Source organism: Glutamicibacter arilaitensis Re117, from assembly GCF_000197735.1.
In the GTDB taxonomy this organism is placed as follows: domain Bacteria; phylum Actinomycetota; class Actinomycetes; order Actinomycetales; family Micrococcaceae; genus Glutamicibacter; species Glutamicibacter arilaitensis.
In genome coordinates, this window is the sequence record NC_014550.1 from 3552165 (window position 1) to 3568575 (window position 16411).

17 protein-coding genes are annotated in these 16411 nt (G+C 61.4%); 10 read left to right on the forward strand and 7 right to left on the reverse strand.

Annotated elements, in window-relative coordinates:
* Window positions 1-287: 287 nt before the first annotated feature.
* The 4 genes from AARI_RS16995 to AARI_RS17010 are packed head-to-tail and all read left to right on the forward strand — an operon-like array spanning window position 288 to window position 5064.
* The gene (locus AARI_RS16995) at window positions 288-992 is read left to right on the forward strand and encodes an ATP-binding cassette domain-containing protein (protein WP_013350475.1); all 705 of its coding nucleotides are present in this window, start codon (window positions 288-290) and stop codon (window positions 990-992) included.
* Window positions 989-1693, forward strand: coding sequence for an ATP-binding cassette domain-containing protein (locus AARI_RS17000; protein WP_013350476.1), 705 nt, complete (start codon window positions 989-991; stop codon window positions 1691-1693). Before AARI_RS16995 ends, AARI_RS17000 begins: the two co-directional genes overlap by 4 nt.
* Complete coding sequence (locus tag AARI_RS17005) at window positions 1690-3207, forward strand: ABC transporter substrate-binding protein (protein WP_013350477.1); 1518 nt, start codon at window positions 1690-1692, stop codon at window positions 3205-3207. The genes AARI_RS17000 and AARI_RS17005 overlap by 4 nt, the downstream gene beginning before the upstream one ends.
* Window positions 3208-3219: 12 nt before the next feature.
* Window positions 3220-5064 (forward strand): ABC transporter permease subunit, encoded by a 1845-nt coding sequence (locus AARI_RS17010; protein ID WP_013350478.1) that lies wholly within the window; start codon window positions 3220-3222, stop codon window positions 5062-5064.
* A 103-nt stretch (window positions 5065-5167) separates the two neighbouring features.
* On the opposite strand, the gene AARI_RS17015 is transcribed toward AARI_RS17010, so the two are convergent.
* Window positions 5168-6253 carry a carboxylate-amine ligase gene (locus tag AARI_RS17015; protein WP_013350479.1) on the reverse strand — a complete coding sequence of 362 codons (1086 nt, stop codon included), beginning with the start codon at window positions 6251-6253 and terminating at the stop codon, window positions 5168-5170.
* A 387-nt stretch (window positions 6254-6640) separates the two neighbouring features.
* Here AARI_RS17015 and AARI_RS17020 point away from each other — a divergent pair, with 387 nt between their 5' ends.
* On the forward strand, window positions 6641-7399 hold the full coding sequence (locus AARI_RS17020; protein ID WP_013350480.1) for a DUF2382 domain-containing protein: 759 nt from the start codon (window positions 6641-6643) through the stop codon (window positions 7397-7399).
* Between the two features lie 184 nt (window positions 7400-7583).
* On the forward strand, window positions 7584-7937 hold the full coding sequence (locus AARI_RS17025) for a hypothetical protein (RefSeq protein ID WP_157867186.1): 354 nt from the start codon (window positions 7584-7586) through the stop codon (window positions 7935-7937).
* Between the two features lie 22 nt (window positions 7938-7959).
* On the opposite strand, the gene AARI_RS17030 is transcribed toward AARI_RS17025, so the two are convergent.
* From AARI_RS17030 to AARI_RS17045, 4 genes are all read right to left on the reverse strand, one after another.
* A complete protein-coding gene (locus tag AARI_RS17030) occupies window positions 7960-8268 on the reverse strand; it encodes a DUF4193 domain-containing protein (RefSeq protein ID WP_013350482.1) in 309 nt (102 codons plus the stop codon).
* 181 nt (window positions 8269-8449) lie between these two features.
* Window positions 8450-8650 (reverse strand): CDGSH iron-sulfur domain-containing protein, encoded by a 201-nt coding sequence (locus tag AARI_RS17035; protein WP_013350483.1) that lies wholly within the window; start codon window positions 8648-8650, stop codon window positions 8450-8452.
* Window positions 8647-9675 (reverse strand): iron-containing redox enzyme family protein, encoded by a 1029-nt coding sequence (locus AARI_RS17040; protein WP_013350484.1) that lies wholly within the window; start codon window positions 9673-9675, stop codon window positions 8647-8649. The genes AARI_RS17035 and AARI_RS17040 overlap by 4 nt, the downstream gene beginning before the upstream one ends.
* 212 nt (window positions 9676-9887) lie before the next feature.
* On the reverse strand, window positions 9888-10442 hold the full coding sequence (locus tag AARI_RS17045; RefSeq protein ID WP_013350485.1) for a type 1 glutamine amidotransferase domain-containing protein: 555 nt from the start codon (window positions 10440-10442) through the stop codon (window positions 9888-9890).
* Window positions 10443-11169: 727 nt separating this feature from the next.
* On the opposite strand from AARI_RS17045, the gene AARI_RS17050 reads away from it, so the two are divergent.
* The 3 genes from AARI_RS17050 (at window position 11170) to nhaA (ending at window position 13396) form a co-directional block, all read left to right on the forward strand.
* A complete protein-coding gene (locus AARI_RS17050) occupies window positions 11170-11532 on the forward strand; it encodes a hypothetical protein (protein WP_226910472.1) in 363 nt (120 codons plus the stop codon).
* A 344-nt stretch (window positions 11533-11876) separates the two neighbouring features.
* Window positions 11877-12038 carry a hypothetical protein gene (locus tag AARI_RS19810; protein ID WP_013350487.1) on the forward strand — a complete coding sequence of 54 codons (162 nt, stop codon included), beginning with the start codon at window positions 11877-11879 and terminating at the stop codon, window positions 12036-12038.
* Window positions 12039-12124: 86 nt separating this feature from the next.
* Window positions 12125-13396 carry a Na+/H+ antiporter NhaA gene (gene nhaA / locus AARI_RS17055; protein WP_013350488.1) on the forward strand — a complete coding sequence of 424 codons (1272 nt, stop codon included), beginning with the start codon at window positions 12125-12127 and terminating at the stop codon, window positions 13394-13396.
* Between the two features lie 78 nt (window positions 13397-13474).
* Here the strand turns inward: nhaA and pstS are convergent, their stop codons facing one another.
* The gene (pstS, locus tag AARI_RS17060; protein WP_013350489.1) at window positions 13475-14617 is read right to left on the reverse strand and encodes a phosphate ABC transporter substrate-binding protein PstS; all 1143 of its coding nucleotides are present in this window, start codon (window positions 14615-14617) and stop codon (window positions 13475-13477) included.
* Window positions 14618-15132: 515 nt separating this feature from the next.
* Between pstS and AARI_RS17065 the strand changes: the two genes are divergently transcribed.
* A complete protein-coding gene (locus tag AARI_RS17065; protein ID WP_013350490.1) occupies window positions 15133-15393 on the forward strand; it encodes a GlsB/YeaQ/YmgE family stress response membrane protein in 261 nt (86 codons plus the stop codon).
* 144 nt (window positions 15394-15537) lie between these two features.
* Here the strand turns inward: AARI_RS17065 and AARI_RS17070 are convergent, their stop codons facing one another.
* Window positions 15538-15969, reverse strand: coding sequence for a hypothetical protein (locus AARI_RS17070; RefSeq protein WP_013350491.1), 432 nt, complete (start codon window positions 15967-15969; stop codon window positions 15538-15540).
* Window positions 15970-16411: the final 442 nt, after the last annotated feature.

The window sequence follows — 16411 nt, forward strand, 5'->3', positions numbered from 1 at the left end:
CAAGAGTCGAAGCCCAGCAGGGTCAAGAATTCTGATATTGGTTCCAAACTATCGAACGTAGGTGATGATGTGCGCATTCAGGCAGCCGAGTCCAAACGAACCGCGTAACCAAGCCGTTCATGTTCCTCAGCGGTAATCGTTGAAGGCAGGTGCCTTGCCGCGGGACCATCATCCGGGTTCGGGTACGGCGTTGGGAAAGCCTCCATCTTGCTCCTGCGGTTCCGCGTCGTTGGAATATCGCAGCGATTTGCTCTCAGCTGAATACTTAAGTGATAATCATTCTCATTATGAATAACGAAAATGCCGTTCAAGTTTCCTTGCGCGGCGAGCCATCACCAGGCCATCCGGTCTTCCAGCTGCGAAACGCCCGCCTGTCCGTGCGTGCAAGTGCGCAATCACTGCTGGCGGTCGATGAACTCACGCTATATCCTGCAGAACGCGTCGTCATCACCGGCCCCTCGGGAGCCGGAAAATCCCTGCTCTTGTCCATGATCACCGGACGCTGGGCGCCCGCGCTGGAATTCTGCGGCACCCGTACCTGCCATGCTTCGCGCATCGGCTATATTCCACAGCGCGGACAAGACGCCCTGCATCCGTTGCTGCCCCTGGGCCGGCAACTGGCCAAGGCCACCGCCGCCGCCGCGCAACGGGTTGGCGAAGTCCTCGCCGCCGTGGGGCTCGATGATCCGAGACTGCTTGGCAGGCGTCCTGCCGAGCTCTCCGGCGGACAGGGGCAACGCGCAGCCATCGCACTAGCAGTGCTCAGCGGTGCGCCGCTGATCTTGGCCGATGAACCAACCAGCGCGCTGGACCACAGCTCACGAGACCGCACCCTGTCAATGCTCCAAAGCGTCCTGACCGAAAAGCAAACCCTGGTCATGGTCACCCATGATCCCGTGGCAGCCCAGGCGCTGGCCACCCGGCAGCTGGCCGTGGACTCGGGAAGAATCATCCCCCTCCAGTCCGCGGCAGCGCAACGGGCCACCGCATGAGCGGCCCCGCACTAGAGGTTGCGGAAGTCAGCGCCTCGCATTCGCGTGGCACCGGAACCCGCCAGGTCCTGGCCCCATTGTCCTTCAGCCTGCCCGCCGGCCAAACACTGGCCATCACCGGAGAATCCGGGGCCGGGAAGAGTACCTTGGCCGAAATCATCCTCGGTCTGCGTCCGCCGGCCACAGGCCAAGTCAAGGTGCACGGAGAAGCCTGGGTCGGGCCACGGCGCCCGGTCCAGCTGCACCAGCGCCGGCTGGTCCAAGGGGTCCCGCAGGACCCGTCCGCGGCCTTCGTGCCGCGCTGGAGCATTCGCGCTTTCATGGCGCAGGCCATCTCCCGCTTGGTTCCCGGGGGCAATGCCCGGGAGCTGATTTCCATGGCCGCGCAGCTGGCCCAGCTTGAAATGGCCCTGCTGGACCGACGCCCGCAGGAACTGTCCAGCGGCCAGCTGCAGCGAGCGGCCCTGGCCCGCGCCGTCGCGGTGCAGCCCCATGTGCTGGTCGCCGATGAACCCACCAGCGCATTGGATCCACGCACCGCCGAACAGGTTGCCACCCAGCTGTTCTCCGCCGCGTCACTGACCGGCACCACCTTGCTGCTGGTCACCCACGATCCGCAGCTGGCCGCGCGATGCTCGCGCACCATCGACATCCACCCGCCCCAACGCCGCATCACCCACCCAAGGAGCTTCCCCGCATGAGACTTACCCGCCGTACCCCGGCCTGGCTCGCCCTGGCCATCTGCTCGTCCTTGTCGCTCACCGGTTGCTTCTCCGCAGCCGCCGAACAGGCCTCGGGCGAAGACCGGATCAGCGTGGCGCATATGCAGCCGCCGCGATCGGGGCTCAGCCCGCTAAGCGATGACGCGTTCAAGCTCTCGCGCTGGTCCGCCGCCGAAACCCTGGTGACCCTGGACGAGGACGGAACGGCCCAACCGGGACTCGCCACCGGCTGGGAGCGAATTAGCGATCTGGTCTGGGAATTCTCCATCCGGCAGGAGGTCACTTTCCACAACGGGAAGCCGCTCACCGCGCAGGCCGCAGCGCATTCCCTGCAGCAGGCCATTGATTCCATCCCGGTACCGCGCATCCTCAACGGCACCACGCTGGAAGTCGACGTGCACTCCGCAGAGAAAATCCGGGTCGCCACCGCGGATCCGGACCCGCTGCTGCCCCAGCGCCTGTCCAGCCCGCAGCTGGCGATCTTCGATGCTGCGGCCTATGCCGCTAACGGGGTGGATCCGGCAGGTACCGGAACCGGCCCCTTCCGAATCGTGGCCGTGGACGGAATTTCCGGCGCGACCTTGGACCGCTACGACGGCTACTGGGGCGAGCCAGCCGCAGCTGCGGGCATCGACGTGAAGTTCGTGCCCGATGGCACCGCCCGCGCCGCTGCGCTGCGCACCGGAGAAGCGGACATTGCCGAGGCCATCCCGGCCGGCCAGGCCGCCTCCGTGGATCAGCAGCTGCTCACCGAAGTTGCGATGCCGCGCACCAATACGCTGTACCTGAATACCGAATCGGGGCCTTTTGCCGATCCTGCGGTCCGCGCGGCCGCACGCGCCGCGGTGGACCGGGTAGCTATTGTGCAATCGGTGTACGAGAGCCGCGCCGATGTTGCCGAGGGGCTGCTGGGCCCGGCCCTGCCCTACGCGGCGAAGCTGCGTGAATCCGAAGAATACCGCCAGTTGCTGGAACAGCGCGCCGAGCCGGCCAAGGTCAAAGACGTGAAGATCAGCCTGGGCACCTTCACCGACCGCGCCGAGCTGCCTGAGGTTGCCGTCATCTTGGAGCAGCAACTCGAAGCGGCCGGCTTCGATGTGCAACAGGATGTGCGCGAATACCAGTACATCGAAGCGGACGCACTGGATGGGGCTTTCGACGCCTTCATCCTCTCGCGCGCCACCGTCCTGGACTCCGGTGACCCGGTAGCCTACCTGGCCTCGGACTTCACCTGCACCGGCGGTTTTTCCATCGCACAGCTGTGCGACAAGTCCGTAGACCGGTCTATCGACATCGCGTCGCAGACCGAAGCCGGGACCGAACGGCAGCAGCGCATCATGCTGGCCGAGGCCCAGATCCTGGGCACTGATGCGGCCATCCCCTTGCTCCATGAGCGCGTGATCCAGGGCGAAGGCTCCACGGTGCGCAACGCTGCACAGGATCCACGGGAACGCCAGCTGGTGACCGCAAAGACCCAGCTGGATGACAAGTAGAGCAATAAATCCATGAAATTCTCCATCCTCCGCCAACAGGCCGGTTCCGGGCTACCCGCGCTCTCCTGCCTGCTCAGTGCGCTGGCGCTGCTTTTGCTGGCTGGTGCCCTGCCTTGGCTCTCGCGTACCGATCCGGCCGCGGCAGTGCTCCGTGCGCGCTACGCCGAGTTGGAACCCACCGCGCAAGCGCTGGACGCGGTCCGCAAGCAGCTGGGCCTGGATCATGGTCCGCTGGCAACCAGCTGGCGGTGGTGGTCCGGGGTGCTGCAAGGAGATTTGGGTACCTCATGGGTTAGCGGTGCCGAGATTGCCCCTGGCCTCTGGCGTGCGCTGTCGGTGTCCGCTACGCTCACCGCTTTCGCCACCGTTGTTGCCCTGCTCGTGGCCGGGGCGCTGATCCTGCCGGCGGCGCTGCGCGTGCTGCGTGACCGCCCGCAGTCCGGTTCGGGCCCGCTGGGGGTAGCCCTGACCGCACTGCCGGAATTCCTGCTGGCCAGCTTCCTGCTGGTGCTCGTGGCCGTGCAGTGGCAGTGGCTTCCGCCCTACGGGTGGAGCGGCATCGAGCATGCCATCTTGCCTTCGCTGGCCTTGGGCATCCCTGCTGGAGGGCTGCTGGGGCGCTTGCTTGGCGATTCCATCGCCTCGGTGGCGGCCGAACGCTGGGTGGACATTTGGCGGTTGGCTGGCGCCTCGGGCCCGGTGATTTTCTCCGGGGTGCTTCGCCGGGCTTCGGCGGCCATCATCGACCAGCTCGGGCTGGTCTTCATCGGGATGCTCGGCGGCGCGGTCGCCGTGGAGCAGGTTTTCGCCGTCCCGGGGCTTGGACGCTACCTGCTCGGCTCGGCCAACGCGCAGGATCTGCCGGCGCTTCAGGGCGGTTTGCTGTTCATGGCCGTGACCGCGCTGCTGATCGGGTTGCTGGCAGCCGCCGCTCGCCGCGTCCTGCGCGGCGGGCCCCTGCCCGCAGGGTCGCTTCCAGCACCGCCCGAGGCACGAGGCAACCGCCGGGTCCAGCGGTGGACCGCGGGGCTCAGCTGCGCCGCGCTGCTGGCGATGCTAGGCGCGGGACTTCCCCGGGATCCTTATGCGATCAACTACTTGCGGCTCCAGGCGCCAAGCTTGTCCTTGCCGTTCGGAGCCGATTCCAGCGGGCGCGATCTGCTGGCCAGGGTGGCTCATGGCACCCTGGGCACGATTCTCCCGGCCATCCTGATCGTGCTGTGCGCGGTCTTGATTGGCTTGCTGCTGGCCGGGGCCGGCGACATCTCGCGCGGACCGTCGATGATTGCCAATGCGACTCCGCCAATTCTCGCCGGCGTCATCATTGCGGCCCTGGCCGGTCCCTCGGTGGGCGGCGCGGCAGTCGCGGTGCTGTGGGTGACCTGGCCGCCACTGGCCACTCATGCCGCTTCCTTGCTGGAGGAAGCCCGTGCGATGCCGCATATCCGCTGGCTTCCGCTGGCAGGCCTGGGCCGGGGGCAAATTTGGTTCCGGCACCTGCTGCCGGCGGTGCTTGCGCCTTTGCTGCGCCATGGGCTGCTGCGCCTGCCCGGTGTTGCGCTGGCCTTGGCTGCGTTGGGTTTCCTCGGGCTCGGCGCCCAGCCGCCAACCCCGGAGTGGGGCCTGCTGCTTGCTGAAGGCATCGGCTACGTGGAGCGTGCGCCATGGACGGCCGTGGCACCAGCCCTGTGCCTGGTGCTCGTCTCGGTCTGCGCGGTAGCTGCCGCGGGGATGAGCTCCTCGCAGCGTCCTCCGAAAAATTCTGGCTATACCGGTGCTGGAACCACCGTGGCATCTTCGAATGCGCCCGCGGACACTTCTGCTGCCCCCGCTGACGGCACGGTGCCCAGCCGCTGAACAAATGGCGAAAGACCCTGGATCCAGTAGTGCGGCTGGGTTTCAGGGATCTTTTCCCGGTCCATTCGATCCTGCCTGGAATCCGGACCCGGTGTCCGGCCTGTCAGTTCTGCGCGAAAAGCACGGCCGCATCGTCCACTACCTGCTTCGCGCCGCCGCGCTGCCAGCTTTCGCGCTGGCGCCGGGCACCATTTCCCCGATTCGCCAGCGAAGCCAGGTAATTGACCACGAATTCCTCGTCTCCATTACGATGCAATTGCTTGCAGGCGTAGTCGAGGACCCCTTCGAGCATGGTCTTGGCGCTAACGCGTGTATTGGATGCCGGGTCGAAATAGGTGCCGTACACCCCTTCCTTGGCGCTTTGCCACAGGCCCAGGTCAAGAGAGTGCGAGGATCGCGGTTCCATGACGTCCGGTGTTGTTGCGGCGGTATCCACAATCGCCCGGATCAGCAGCGCCAGCGCTACTGATTCACTAGCCTTGATTTGCGTATCCGCAGCTCGGACTTCAATGGTCGGATGGTTCACCGACAAGCGGGCAAACCATCCCAGGTGGCCCGGATCAAGCAGGGCGCCGGAGGCAACCATCGCCGAGACGTGCTTCCCGTATGCTTCAGCAGATTCGAAAGCAGGCGGAATCCCGGAGGCAGACCACCGGCGGTAGTGCACGGCCCGCCAGGATTCGAAACCGGTCAGTTCGCCATTCCAAATTGGCGAGTTGGCGCTCATTGCGGTGAGCACCGGCAACCAGCCGCGCAAGGCATTCAACGCCCTGACCCCGGCTTCCGCATCCGGGACATGAACATGGATATGCAGTCCGTTGATGAAGTGTTCCCGGGCGATGCCCGGAACGAATTCATGAATCTTCGCATAGCGCTCGCCCTCAGTGAATCGCGCAGTTTCCGGAAGCAGCAGCGGAGTTCCCGAAGCAAAGGGGGCAACACCGTGCTCACGGCAAATGCGCATGATTGCTGCCCTGCGTTCAGCCAGGGCACCAAGAGCTTGCGCAGCTGAGGTGCAGATCCCGGTGACGACTTCCAGCTGGGAGGCCAGCAGTTCGCGGTGCACCGTGGTCCCGTCCAATTCCTGCCCCAGCAGCTGCGAGCTCAGTTCATCGCTCATCGGGATGGGGACGGACGTCTCGGGATCCACGAGGAAGAACTCTTCCTCGATCCCAAAGGTTCTGGTCATTGGACCTCGTTCTCTTCATCTGCTCATCGATATCAATCGAACACTAAACCGCACTGAACCAACCCCCTGCTTTTCCTCTCCCAAACACAGCTATTTTCCAGAAACGCATTGGGCTGGGGGCCATACGCTGAATTCCGGATCGGGGTAGGCGTGGATCGATTTTCCCAGCCGATGCCAAGCGCATTGCCACCCGGGCACAAGCCGCCAATCGCCGGGTTGCAAAGTGTGCGATGGTCGACTCATCGCGGTCCGGTACGCACCGCGGAACAAAAAGCTGTCAACCGTCACGCCCGCATTGAGGCGCAGCTTCAGCTGGCGGCCCGCAAGGGACGCCGAACTGCATTTACTGAATGACCCGATATTCAAGCGACGCAGGAGGAAAGACGAATGATCAGCACAGAACAGCTCAATGAGCTAAGCCTTATCGGCGGCACCGTGGTCGGTCCCGATGGCCAGAAGATCGGCAAGTTCGGCCAGGTCTTCATCGATGACCGCAGCGGAGAACCTGCTTGGGCCACCGTCCACACCGGCTTCTTCGGCCTGTCAGAGAGCTTCATTCCACTGAGCGAAGCAGCCATTGCCGGAGATACCTTGTCGATTCCCTACGACAAGCAAACGGTGAAGGATGCTCCGAACATCGAGCCCGAAGGCCGCCTGTCCGAGGCAGAAGAGCAGGAGCTCTACCGCTACTACTCTCTTGCCTGGGATGACGCGGACCAAGCCGCCGTGCAACCTGGCGTCCCGGAATCAGAGGCGCGCACCGAGTACTCCCGGGACGATGTGCGCGAACCGGTGGCTGGCGGCCCGGAAGCCTCCATGCTCCGTTCCGAGGAACAGCTGCATGTGGGAACCGAGAATGTGGAAACCGGCAAGGTGCGACTGCGCAAGCATGTCGTCACCGAAGATGTCACCAGGACCGTTCCGGTAAGCCACGAGGAAGTCCGGCTTGAACGCGAGCCCGTGGCCGATGCCCCAGCAGCAGGCGCCTTGGGCGGCGAGCTTGCCGAGGATGAGAAAAGCACCGAACCGGTGGAGCGGGTGAGCCTGGAGAAGGAAGCAGTCACGGAAGAAGAACGCCTCAAGGCTGAATTGCGCAAGGAGCAGGTCGAGACAGAGGGCTTGAGCGACGGTCGGCAGACCCGCTAGCCGTTCATGCAAAGCACTGCACGCAACCCCGATTCAGCTGGGACAGGAGCGGAATCCGGTTTCCTGCCGGGTTCCGCTCCGGCATTTTTCCAGTTGGATCCCTTGCCGTGCGCTGGAAGAACAATGATCTGTTCGACTCCCGCTGCCGTTCCGGCGAGATTGGCCTGCACCGGAAAGCAGATCCTTGCAAAAGGGCAAACGGCACCAGGGATCTCATGAAACGCGTGCCGCAATCCTTGCCGCACACCTGGATCGGCCCATGGGCGTGCTCGGCGTGGCGTTCCGCTTTGTCGTGCTTGGCCAGCTACTTTGCGCCATGGAATCAAGTACGGATTATTCGGAAGCGCTTTACGAAGCGACCATGGCTACGATTACCGGTTCGGGGATCACCAGCACCGATGCCTTTTCAAAAGCACTCCAGCTTGTCCTGGCCATGTATTCGGTGGTCATCTTCGCAACCCTTGCCGGCTCACTGGGAGCGTTTTTCCTCCAGTCCCAAGTTGAAGGCAAGCGCGGCGTGAATGCCTCACGCCACTAGCTGGCAGAGAACCCCTTGGCTCCTAGGCGTATTCAAGGACGCAGTCGCGGCAGACGATTCCATCCCCGGTTTTCTTCTCCGCCTGGCTTCGGTGCCGGATGGTGAAGCAGCTGCAGCACACGAATTCATCCTGGGCCTGCGGTATGACATCAACAGAAAGCTCTTCATCCACAATCGCGCCGGGAAGCTCCAGTCCGTCGGTCAGATCGGTCTCGTCGAGATCCGAAACGACGCTCTTGGCATCAGGCGCATCGGCTTTCTGCACAGCTTTGAGTGTCTTCTCTGATGCTTCGGCAACGTCGGGTCGAACTTCATCGTAGTCTGCAGCCATGGTCCATTCTCCACAAATCGGGGACACGCGATGCCTTCGGCATCGTCGGATGCCTGGCCTGCTGGCAAGCCTGCCAAGCTATCCTCGCTAGATTACATATCCCCAAGTCATCCAGTTTGCAGGTGGGAAAATTACTAGCAACTCCCAAGGTTCGGTGAACCGTTCTGGCGGATCCGGGCGTCTACCGGTTCTCGAATTTGTTCAGCTTATGCGTCCCATCGCAAAAAGGCTTGATTGCTGAAGCCCCGCACCGGCACAGCGCCACGGTCCCCCGGCGTGAATCCAGTTGCTGGTTATCCTCATCGAGGATCTCGAAGTCTCCGCGTACCAGCAGCGGTCCACGGGGGCACACGGTGATTGAGGTTTCCTTCGGCTCGCTCATGCGTTCACCTCCGCGGCTTCGTACAGCGCGCTGGTCCCGTTCTGCCAGGCATTCAGTTGCCATTTGCCGGCCAGCACATCAACTGCGGCCGCCGCCTGGGCACCGAAGAAAACATCCGCCATCAGCTGAGGTTCCGCTTCCACCAGTCCACCTGCCAGGTCGCGTCCGGCAATCTGCTCATGGACCGCATCTGCTTCCACATGCTCATCGAAGTAATCGGTCACCGGGGATTCGAAGCCCAGCCGGCGGAATCCCCGGGCATAGGCGGCGTTGGGAATCGAGGAGGTCATTTCATAAATCGCCAAGTGGCCGGCAATGGCACCACGCAGCCTCCGGTGCATTCCGAACAGCGAAATCAGGTTCACCGATGCCAAGAAAATTGCCGGTACCTTATCGACGTAGGCTCCGAAGGAATCATCCAGTCCCAACCCGCGCATGGTGGCCCGATACAGTTCGCTGTGCATCTTGGGCAGCGAGCCGCCGCCGTATTCATCGGCTTGGATTTCCACCATCGCCGCCTTAGCCCGGCCGTCGAGCTTGGGGATGGCCCAGGTGTGCGGATCAGCTTCCTTGAGCTGGTACATGGATTTGAGGATGAGAAATTCCCTTGCCTGCTCCTTAGTGGCGTTGCGGGCAACATAGCGGGAGACGGAAGGACCTGAGCCATCTGCAGCCAGGGCGAAGAGTGCATCGGCTACGTTGGCCGCCTGCGGTTCTGCCTGCGGGGCGGGACCTGCGATGGCGCGCAGGCGTTCTTCCAGTACGGCTTCGATGCGCTGGCGCAGCGAAAGCAGGCCCGGGTCCCATTCCCAGTTCTCATCAGCATCTTCAAAGCCCCGGTAATGCAGCTCGTAGAGCATGAAGAGGCTGAGCTGCAGATCATCATCAAAGAGGACATCACCTTGCTCTGAGAGCTTGGTGTCCAATGCTGATTGAAGCTGATCGAATTCTGCCGCATCCGGTGCTGCGCGAAGCACGGCCGCCAGCGACTGGGAAACCTGTCCACGTGGTGTCGGGAGATGCATTTTGCTCCTTCTTGCTCAACGCCAGCTTCCTGCCGCTGGCAATGCAGCTATCTTGCCAGCGGGCCGGTTAGCGAGCCACCGCTAACAGGAAAAGCCAAGGTAGGCTCTTTTGCCCATGGCCTGGCGGCTCGCACCGGCATGGCGAAGCCGCCCTCGCGGCACTTCGGCGGCGAGGGCGGCCTTGGTTTTGAATTCCGGGAGCCGCCAGGTCCTCAGGCGCTGAGCTCCTTGGCGATTGCTTCATTGAAGGCCACCAGGTCCCCTGGATTGCGTGAAGTAATCAGTGCGAAGCCATTGGCCGGGCAGCGGAATACCGAAACGTCTTTCCAACTGCCGCCGGCGTTGATGACGTCGGTCTTGATTGAGTTGTAAGAGGTCAGAGTCTTTCCCTGGACCAGTCCGGCTTCAACCAGCAGCCACGGTCCGTGGCAGATGGACGCTACAGGGCGTCCCGATGAGGCGAAGGATTTCACGATGCGGTTGGCATCGGCATCCAGCCGGAGGTTGTCGGCGTTCAGCGTTCCACCGGGAATGAGCAGCAGATCGAATTCGGCTTCGTTCACCGATGCCAAGGTTTGGCCGGCTTCAAATATCTCGCCCAGGTCCCAGTCCCCGGTCAAGGTCTGCACCTTGCCGGTTTCCGGCGCTGCGATGACCACCTCGGCACCGGATTGGCGGAGCATGTTGACGGGATCCTTCAGCTCGTCCTGTTCCACGCCGCGGTTGGAAACGATCGCAAGAACTTTCTTTCCTGATAGATCTGGCATTTGCAGCATCCTTTCGTTGGGTTCCATCCCCAACCCTGCCCTGCATGCCCTCCTGGGGCAACGCGTGTTCAGGATCCATACAGCGAAGGTCGAAGCACCTGCGCCACACGCGATGCTCCGACCTTCTGAGGTGGCAATCGATGTCCACTCGTTTGCCGCTTCCTAAGCTACGGCCTGCCCGCCGCGCTTTCACTGCCCTTCGAATTCTCCAAGCTGGCTTCAAGGTTCGTGCACTCCACCGGGCGGCGACGCGTTCCTTCTCCGAGCCTGGCGATGTTGCAGGAGGTGACCCGAAGCTGGCAACTTCATGCCAGCATATTTCATGCAAGATTAGACCGCGCCGCTCCAAGGTGCCGTTGCGGGGCGCGGAGCGCAACATCGATTCCTCCCAAAAACCGTGTTCCCCGCATTTTCACTACGCCAGAACCAGTCAATTGCGCGTTCGGCGTGCGGCCTCTAGCAGAATTAGTGTCACGTTGGAATCGTCTTTCGCCTACCCGTTCATGGCTTGCAGTTGCGAAATGGGCATTGCTACGTTGGCTTTATTGGCTTGGCGCTTCTCAGCAGTCCGGAGCCAGGGATACCAGCTCCCCCGCAGACCGGACGGAACGCCGCAGATCAAGCTTAGGAAGATGTGGAGGTAGTACAAGTGACAGGACGAATTGTTAGGTCCAGAACTGCTGAGCGCGCAGCTGAACTCCTAGGGTCCCGCGAGGGCAGGAAGCATTTGTCCCAGCATGGATGGACCCAGGGAATGCCGGTAGTCATGGCAGGGGCCCAAGAACTCTTGGATGATGTCATGGGGTTGGTATCTGTCCACGGGCGTGCCGCACTCATTGCCATGATCGACCCCCGCAGCGATGACCTGCAGTTCCTGCATGTCTCCGCACCCAGCCCGGTATTGGAAATTGTCACCCCTGCGGCTGCGCGAACCCGGATCGCTTCCCTGTTCGCCGCCGCACAGGACGAAGGCATGCAGACCTTCCGTGTGAAGTACTGGCAGCACAGCGCAGTAGCGCACTTGATTCCCGCCTGCCACCGGTCCGCAGAGGAAGACCGCCTGTCCTATCGCCCCAAGCTGTCCTCCTGATCCAATGGCTTGAAGAGCATCAACAGCAAGATAGCGCCCAGCGGATGCTGGGCGCTATCTTGCTATTACGGAACTCAGTGCTGGAGCCTGGCCTTTTCCACCCGGAAATGCGCTCTGTGAATTCGTCCTGACAGAATGCTTCGAAGCCTCGCCCACTGCGGTTCGCTGGTCACTGAGTGATTCGGCCAAAACCAAGGAATTGATCCAGGCCCACATGGCCGCAGTGAAGGCGATGGGCCCGAAGATGTTCGCGAACCTGATGGCCTAGCGCCGGCCGGTGCTTGCCTCCGCGAACTGCGACACACCCATTAGGCCGGGTGATGGTTGAAGGTTACAGTGGAAATATGGCTCTCATGGTTTCAACGCATGCGCAGCGGTTGTCCGCTGCCGTTTTCCCTAAGGGAAAACTGTTGACCAAGCGCGCCAGCGGCACCAACGGCTGGTTAAGTTCCTGGGGAACCAATGCCCACGGTGAAATCGCTGGTTGCCCACCGCCGCGCCGCTAGTTGCGCGGCCCACTTTCTGATCGTTCTCCAGTGGATTCCGCGCGCCTTCGCGCCCTTTTTCCCGGATCCCAGAAAGACCCGTTATTTTGCCATACCCTTCTGACCCCTCGCCCCGACAAGCACCTCACGCCATCTGGCGCGGCATCCACCAAACCCTGAAGCAAGACTCGATCGGTGGACTACTGTTGCTGTGTGCCACCATGGCAGCGCTGATCCTTGCCAATTCGCCAGCCGCACCCTGGTACCAGGCCCTGCGTAATTTCACTTTCGGCCCTGAAGCGCTGCACCTGAACCTCTCGGTGAGCACCTGGGCCGCCGACGGACTGCTCGCGATTTTCTTCTTTGTCGTCGGTCTGGAGCTCAAGGAAGAGTTCGTCGTGGGCAAGCTGCGCAATCCGCGCACAGCCATCGTGCCGGTAGCTGCCGCCGTCGGTGGAGTTGCCTTGCCTGCCTTGTTCTATGCCCTGGTTATTTCAATGTCAGGCAGCGACGCCATCAAAGGCTGGGCCATTCCGGCAGCCACCGATATCGCTTTCGCGATTGCCGTGCTGGCCGTGGTGGGCAAATTCTTGCCTGCCGCACTGCGTACCTTCCTGCTCACGCTCGCGGTGGTCGATGATTTGATGGCTATCTCCATCATTGCCATTTTCTATACCGATCACCTGGCATGGCTGCCATTGCTCTTGGCGCTGCTCCCGCTGGCGGCCTTTGCGATCGCAGTGCAACGAGGGGTGCGTGCCTGGTGGATCCTCATGCCATTGGGTATTGCGGTGTGGGCGCTGGTCCATGCCTCGGGAATCCATGCCACGGTAGCTGGCGTGCTGTTGGGATTCATGGTGCCGGTCATCGCCACCAAGCGTGCCGGTGTCCACGTCGGATCAAACAGCAAGGGCGAAAAGGTCTATGAAGGCCTAGCGGCCCACTTCGCGGATCGTTGGAGCATTCCCTCGTCCATCATTGCCGTACCGGTCTTCGCTTTCTTCGCTGCTGGCGTCCCCGTAGGCGGCCTTTCAGGTTTCATGCAGGCTCTGACAAGCCCAGTAGCCCTTGGCATCATGGCGGGTCTGGTCCTAGGCAAAGCTATCGGCATCACCAGCGCTACGTTCCTGGTGACTAGGCTTCCGGGAATCACACTGGATCCAAGCCTCAAGTGGCTCGATGTGCTGGGCATGGCCTTTGTCGCCGGTATCGGATTCACCGTGTCGCTGCTCGTTGGCGAATTGGCCTTTGGCCAAGACGGCGCCGAGACCCAATACATGAAGGTGGGGGTACTCTGCGGATCGCTGCTGGCTGCCTTCATCGGCGCGGCGATTCTAACTGCCCCCAATCGCAGCTACCGCGCAGCGGCAAAGCGCTGATCCCAATTGGGAAGCGGCGGTACCCTCTGGTCGGAGGGCACCGCCGCTTCCCATTTTCAGGACTCGTGGAAGGAGCTGCTACGGCCTCACGCTGATCGAATCGATCGCGACCCGGGCGTCCTCTGCCAGATTCTGCGGCATCGGTGCGCTCTTGGCGGAGTCGGCCGCGACCTTCTGCCCTTCATCGCTGACCACGTACTGGCCGAAGGTCTTGATCAGTTCCACGGTTTGCGGGTCTTGGTAGCTGCTGCAGAAGAGCAGATACGAGACCAGCACCATCGGGTATGCGCCTTCTGCAGTGGTTTTGCGGTCCAGCTCCAAGGAGATGTCATGCTCGTTGCGTCCCTCGACGCGGTGGGATTCAGCCACAGCAGCGGCCGCCGCTTCACCGGTCACAGCCACGAAATCATCGCCTACCTTCAGCTTCACCTTGCCCAGCGAGTCATCCACCAGCGAATCATCGGCGTAGGTCACCGCACCTTCGGCACGCGTCACGGTGGTCACCACTCCGGCATTGCCCTGTGCCTTTTCCAAACCGGTGGCATCGGGCCAGCCGCCATCTGGCTCATGCGGCCAAGCTTCGGGAGCTACAGTGTGCAGGTATTCGGTGAAGTTCTCGGTAGTTCCCGAATCATCAGCACGGGCCACTCCGGTAATTGGCAGTTCTGGCAGTTCTACCTCTGGATTCAGCTTTGCAATGGCCGGATCCTGCCAGGAACGGATCTCGCCGGAGAAGATCCGGGCAATCGTCTTGGCATCCATATTCAATTCCTTGATGCCTGGCAGGTTGAACGCAATGGTAATCGGGGAAATATAGGCAGGGATGTTGATGGCCCCCTGCGGTCCGCAGGTTTCGATGGACCGCGCGATTTCTTCATCCTTCAAGAACGCGTCAGATCCGGCGAACTCGGTGCCGCTAGCCAGGAAACCGGCACGACCCGCACCGGAACCGACTGAGGCATACTGCACCTGCACCTTGGGGTGCTGCGAAGAAAATGCGGTGGTCCAGGCATTCATTGCGGAGTTCTGCGCGCTGGAACCTCCACCGGTCAACGTGCCTTGGAGAGTGGATTTGTTGGATTCGGCGGCTTTGCGCTGTTCCTCGCCCAATGGGTAGTCGGAGCCGCAACCTGCCAAGAGCAGTGTCATTCCGAGCGCGGCGATCGCTGTGAAACCTGCAGGTCGGGCAAAAGCATGTTTGGCAGAGCGAGTTTGGCGCAAGAGAACTCCTGGTACTTCAAGGTGAACATGAGGTGGCGTTAAGTAACCAGTCAAGCATTGTCCGCCGTTTTCCTGAAACCCGCCATGTCACAGATGGACTGGAAAACCTGGCTCATCACTCCTTTCCTGAGTGCCAGCTCAAGATATCTGTCCCAGTTTGTGACGGACGGCTCATATTCCTAATGTCGCTAATAGATAAATTGCAAGCATGAGTTTGGTCCTGTTCGAAACCATGGTTTGCCGCAGCACGGCAGTAATCGCCTGCACCGCGCAAGACCAGTTCGCATGGCCCGGAACCAGCTGGCGGGAGAGGGAATCAGCGCAGTAATCGAAGCCGGATTCCCCGGATCGCAGTGATGCCCTCGCGGTATCCACGGATTTTGACATGCTTTCCTGAGTGTTTCCTGTTCGTTTTGATGTCGATTTTATGAATCAGCTGTGCGGCTTGTAGTGTCCTTCAAGTGCATCGCAGTCTTGATGCTGAACGAAGTTACTCGATCCTTTTGGATGAAGTCATGGGTTTCATTGGCTGGATAGTCCTAGGCCTCATCGCAGGCGCCATTGCCAAGGCGATCAAGCCCGGCGAGCAAGGTGGCGGCTGGATCGCTACGTTGTTGCTGGGTGTTGTAGGAGCCATTGTTGGCGGGTGGATCGGATCCGCTGTCTTCGGTGTCGGAGTCAGCGAATTCTGGAGCTTGTCGACGTGGCTGCTGGCCATCGGCGGTGCGTTGCTTGTCCTCATTATCTGGGGTCTGATCACGCGCAAGAGGGCCTAGCCCGCACAACGGCCAGGGGTCTTGCCTTTCGAGGGCAGGACCCCTGGCCTCTGCCCGGGCACTGGAGAGTTCCCGGGCCGCAGCACGGCATGGATTCGACGCTACGCGTAGCTTGAATGCCTCAGCGTCCAAAGTGACCAGAGATTAGGAATGCCGGTAGGACAAATGTGCGCCCCGCTGGCTTGGAACATATTCCGGAAGCCGGTGGGCTACTGCGGTGCAGTCCCAGTATTTCACTCGGAAAGACAGCACGCCTTCCTTGGCGACCTGCTCGACGAATGATTGGGCGGTAAAACCAGAAGGATAGGCATCTACGGCGTTGAGAGCCGCGTTGGGCAGTGAGACATGCACCAGGCAGAGCTCAGAAGTGCGCGGATCAAGCATGACCAGCAGGACTGGAGACCCGTGCACGGAGGCAAGCCCCATGACGTCGGTGAACGACTCGGAGGGTTCTGCGATGACCACCGGCATTCCCTTGCGCCACCCGCTTCCCTCCAGGTGCTTGCGTCCTTCTCGCGATTCCAGCAGTTCGCTGACGCGCTTGGCAGTATTCGATCTGACTAGATTTGGGGTCATCGTTTTCCTCCGTTGTTTCCGTAACTTTCCGAGTACTCCCCATGAGTCACGCTGCTCGAGCTTTCAGATCGGGCTTGAGGCGATAACCGCCGCAACGATATCCGGCACTTGCAACAGAGTGTCTTCCCAACGTAAGCCCTTTGAGTCGAACAAGATAGCCCTGAAATAACGATATTGCTCTGACTTGGGCATAAATATTCAAAACATACTTAAATAACGGTCAGATGACGTAACATCGTTGCCGCCTACAAAAGGGATTCCCCAAAAGGTGCCGGATTCACGATGGCCAAGGCGGATCACGGCGATTTCCGCAACTTCCAGAAGATTTCTGAAGATTGACTGGAAATTCCTTGCCACCGGGACCGCACTGCGCACCGCGCATTAACCTAGCTCCACCAGCCAGCGACACAGCTGGCCGGAATGCGAGATGGGAGGGGACGCA

Coding starts and splice junctions, on each gene's coding strand:
- AARI_RS17010 (WP_013350478.1), top strand. CDS start 3,220: ATGAAATTCTCCATCCTCCGCCAACAGGCCGGTTCCGGGCTACCCGCG.
- AARI_RS17015 (WP_013350479.1), bottom strand. CDS start 6,253: ATGACCAGAACCTTTGGGATCGAGGAAGAGTTCTTCCTCGTGGATCCC.
- AARI_RS17045 (WP_013350485.1), bottom strand. CDS start 10,442: ATGCCAGATCTATCAGGAAAGAAAGTTCTTGCGATCGTTTCCAACCGC.
- AARI_RS17070 (WP_013350491.1), bottom strand. CDS start 15,969: ATGACCCCAAATCTAGTCAGATCGAATACTGCCAAGCGCGTCAGCGAA.
- AARI_RS17065 (WP_013350490.1), top strand. CDS start 15,133: ATGGGTTTCATTGGCTGGATAGTCCTAGGCCTCATCGCAGGCGCCATT.
- AARI_RS17030 (WP_013350482.1), bottom strand. CDS start 8,268: ATGGCTGCAGACTACGATGAAGTTCGACCCGACGTTGCCGAAGCATCA.
- AARI_RS16995 (WP_013350475.1), top strand. CDS start 288: ATGAATAACGAAAATGCCGTTCAAGTTTCCTTGCGCGGCGAGCCATCA.
- AARI_RS17000 (WP_013350476.1), top strand. CDS start 989: ATGAGCGGCCCCGCACTAGAGGTTGCGGAAGTCAGCGCCTCGCATTCG.
- AARI_RS17035 (WP_013350483.1), bottom strand. CDS start 8,650: ATGAGCGAGCCGAAGGAAACCTCAATCACCGTGTGCCCCCGTGGACCG.
- AARI_RS17005 (WP_013350477.1), top strand. CDS start 1,690: ATGAGACTTACCCGCCGTACCCCGGCCTGGCTCGCCCTGGCCATCTGC.
- AARI_RS17040 (WP_013350484.1), bottom strand. CDS start 9,675: ATGCATCTCCCGACACCACGTGGACAGGTTTCCCAGTCGCTGGCGGCC.
- AARI_RS19810 (WP_013350487.1), top strand. CDS start 11,877: ATGGCTCTCATGGTTTCAACGCATGCGCAGCGGTTGTCCGCTGCCGTT.
- AARI_RS17020 (WP_013350480.1), top strand. CDS start 6,641: ATGATCAGCACAGAACAGCTCAATGAGCTAAGCCTTATCGGCGGCACC.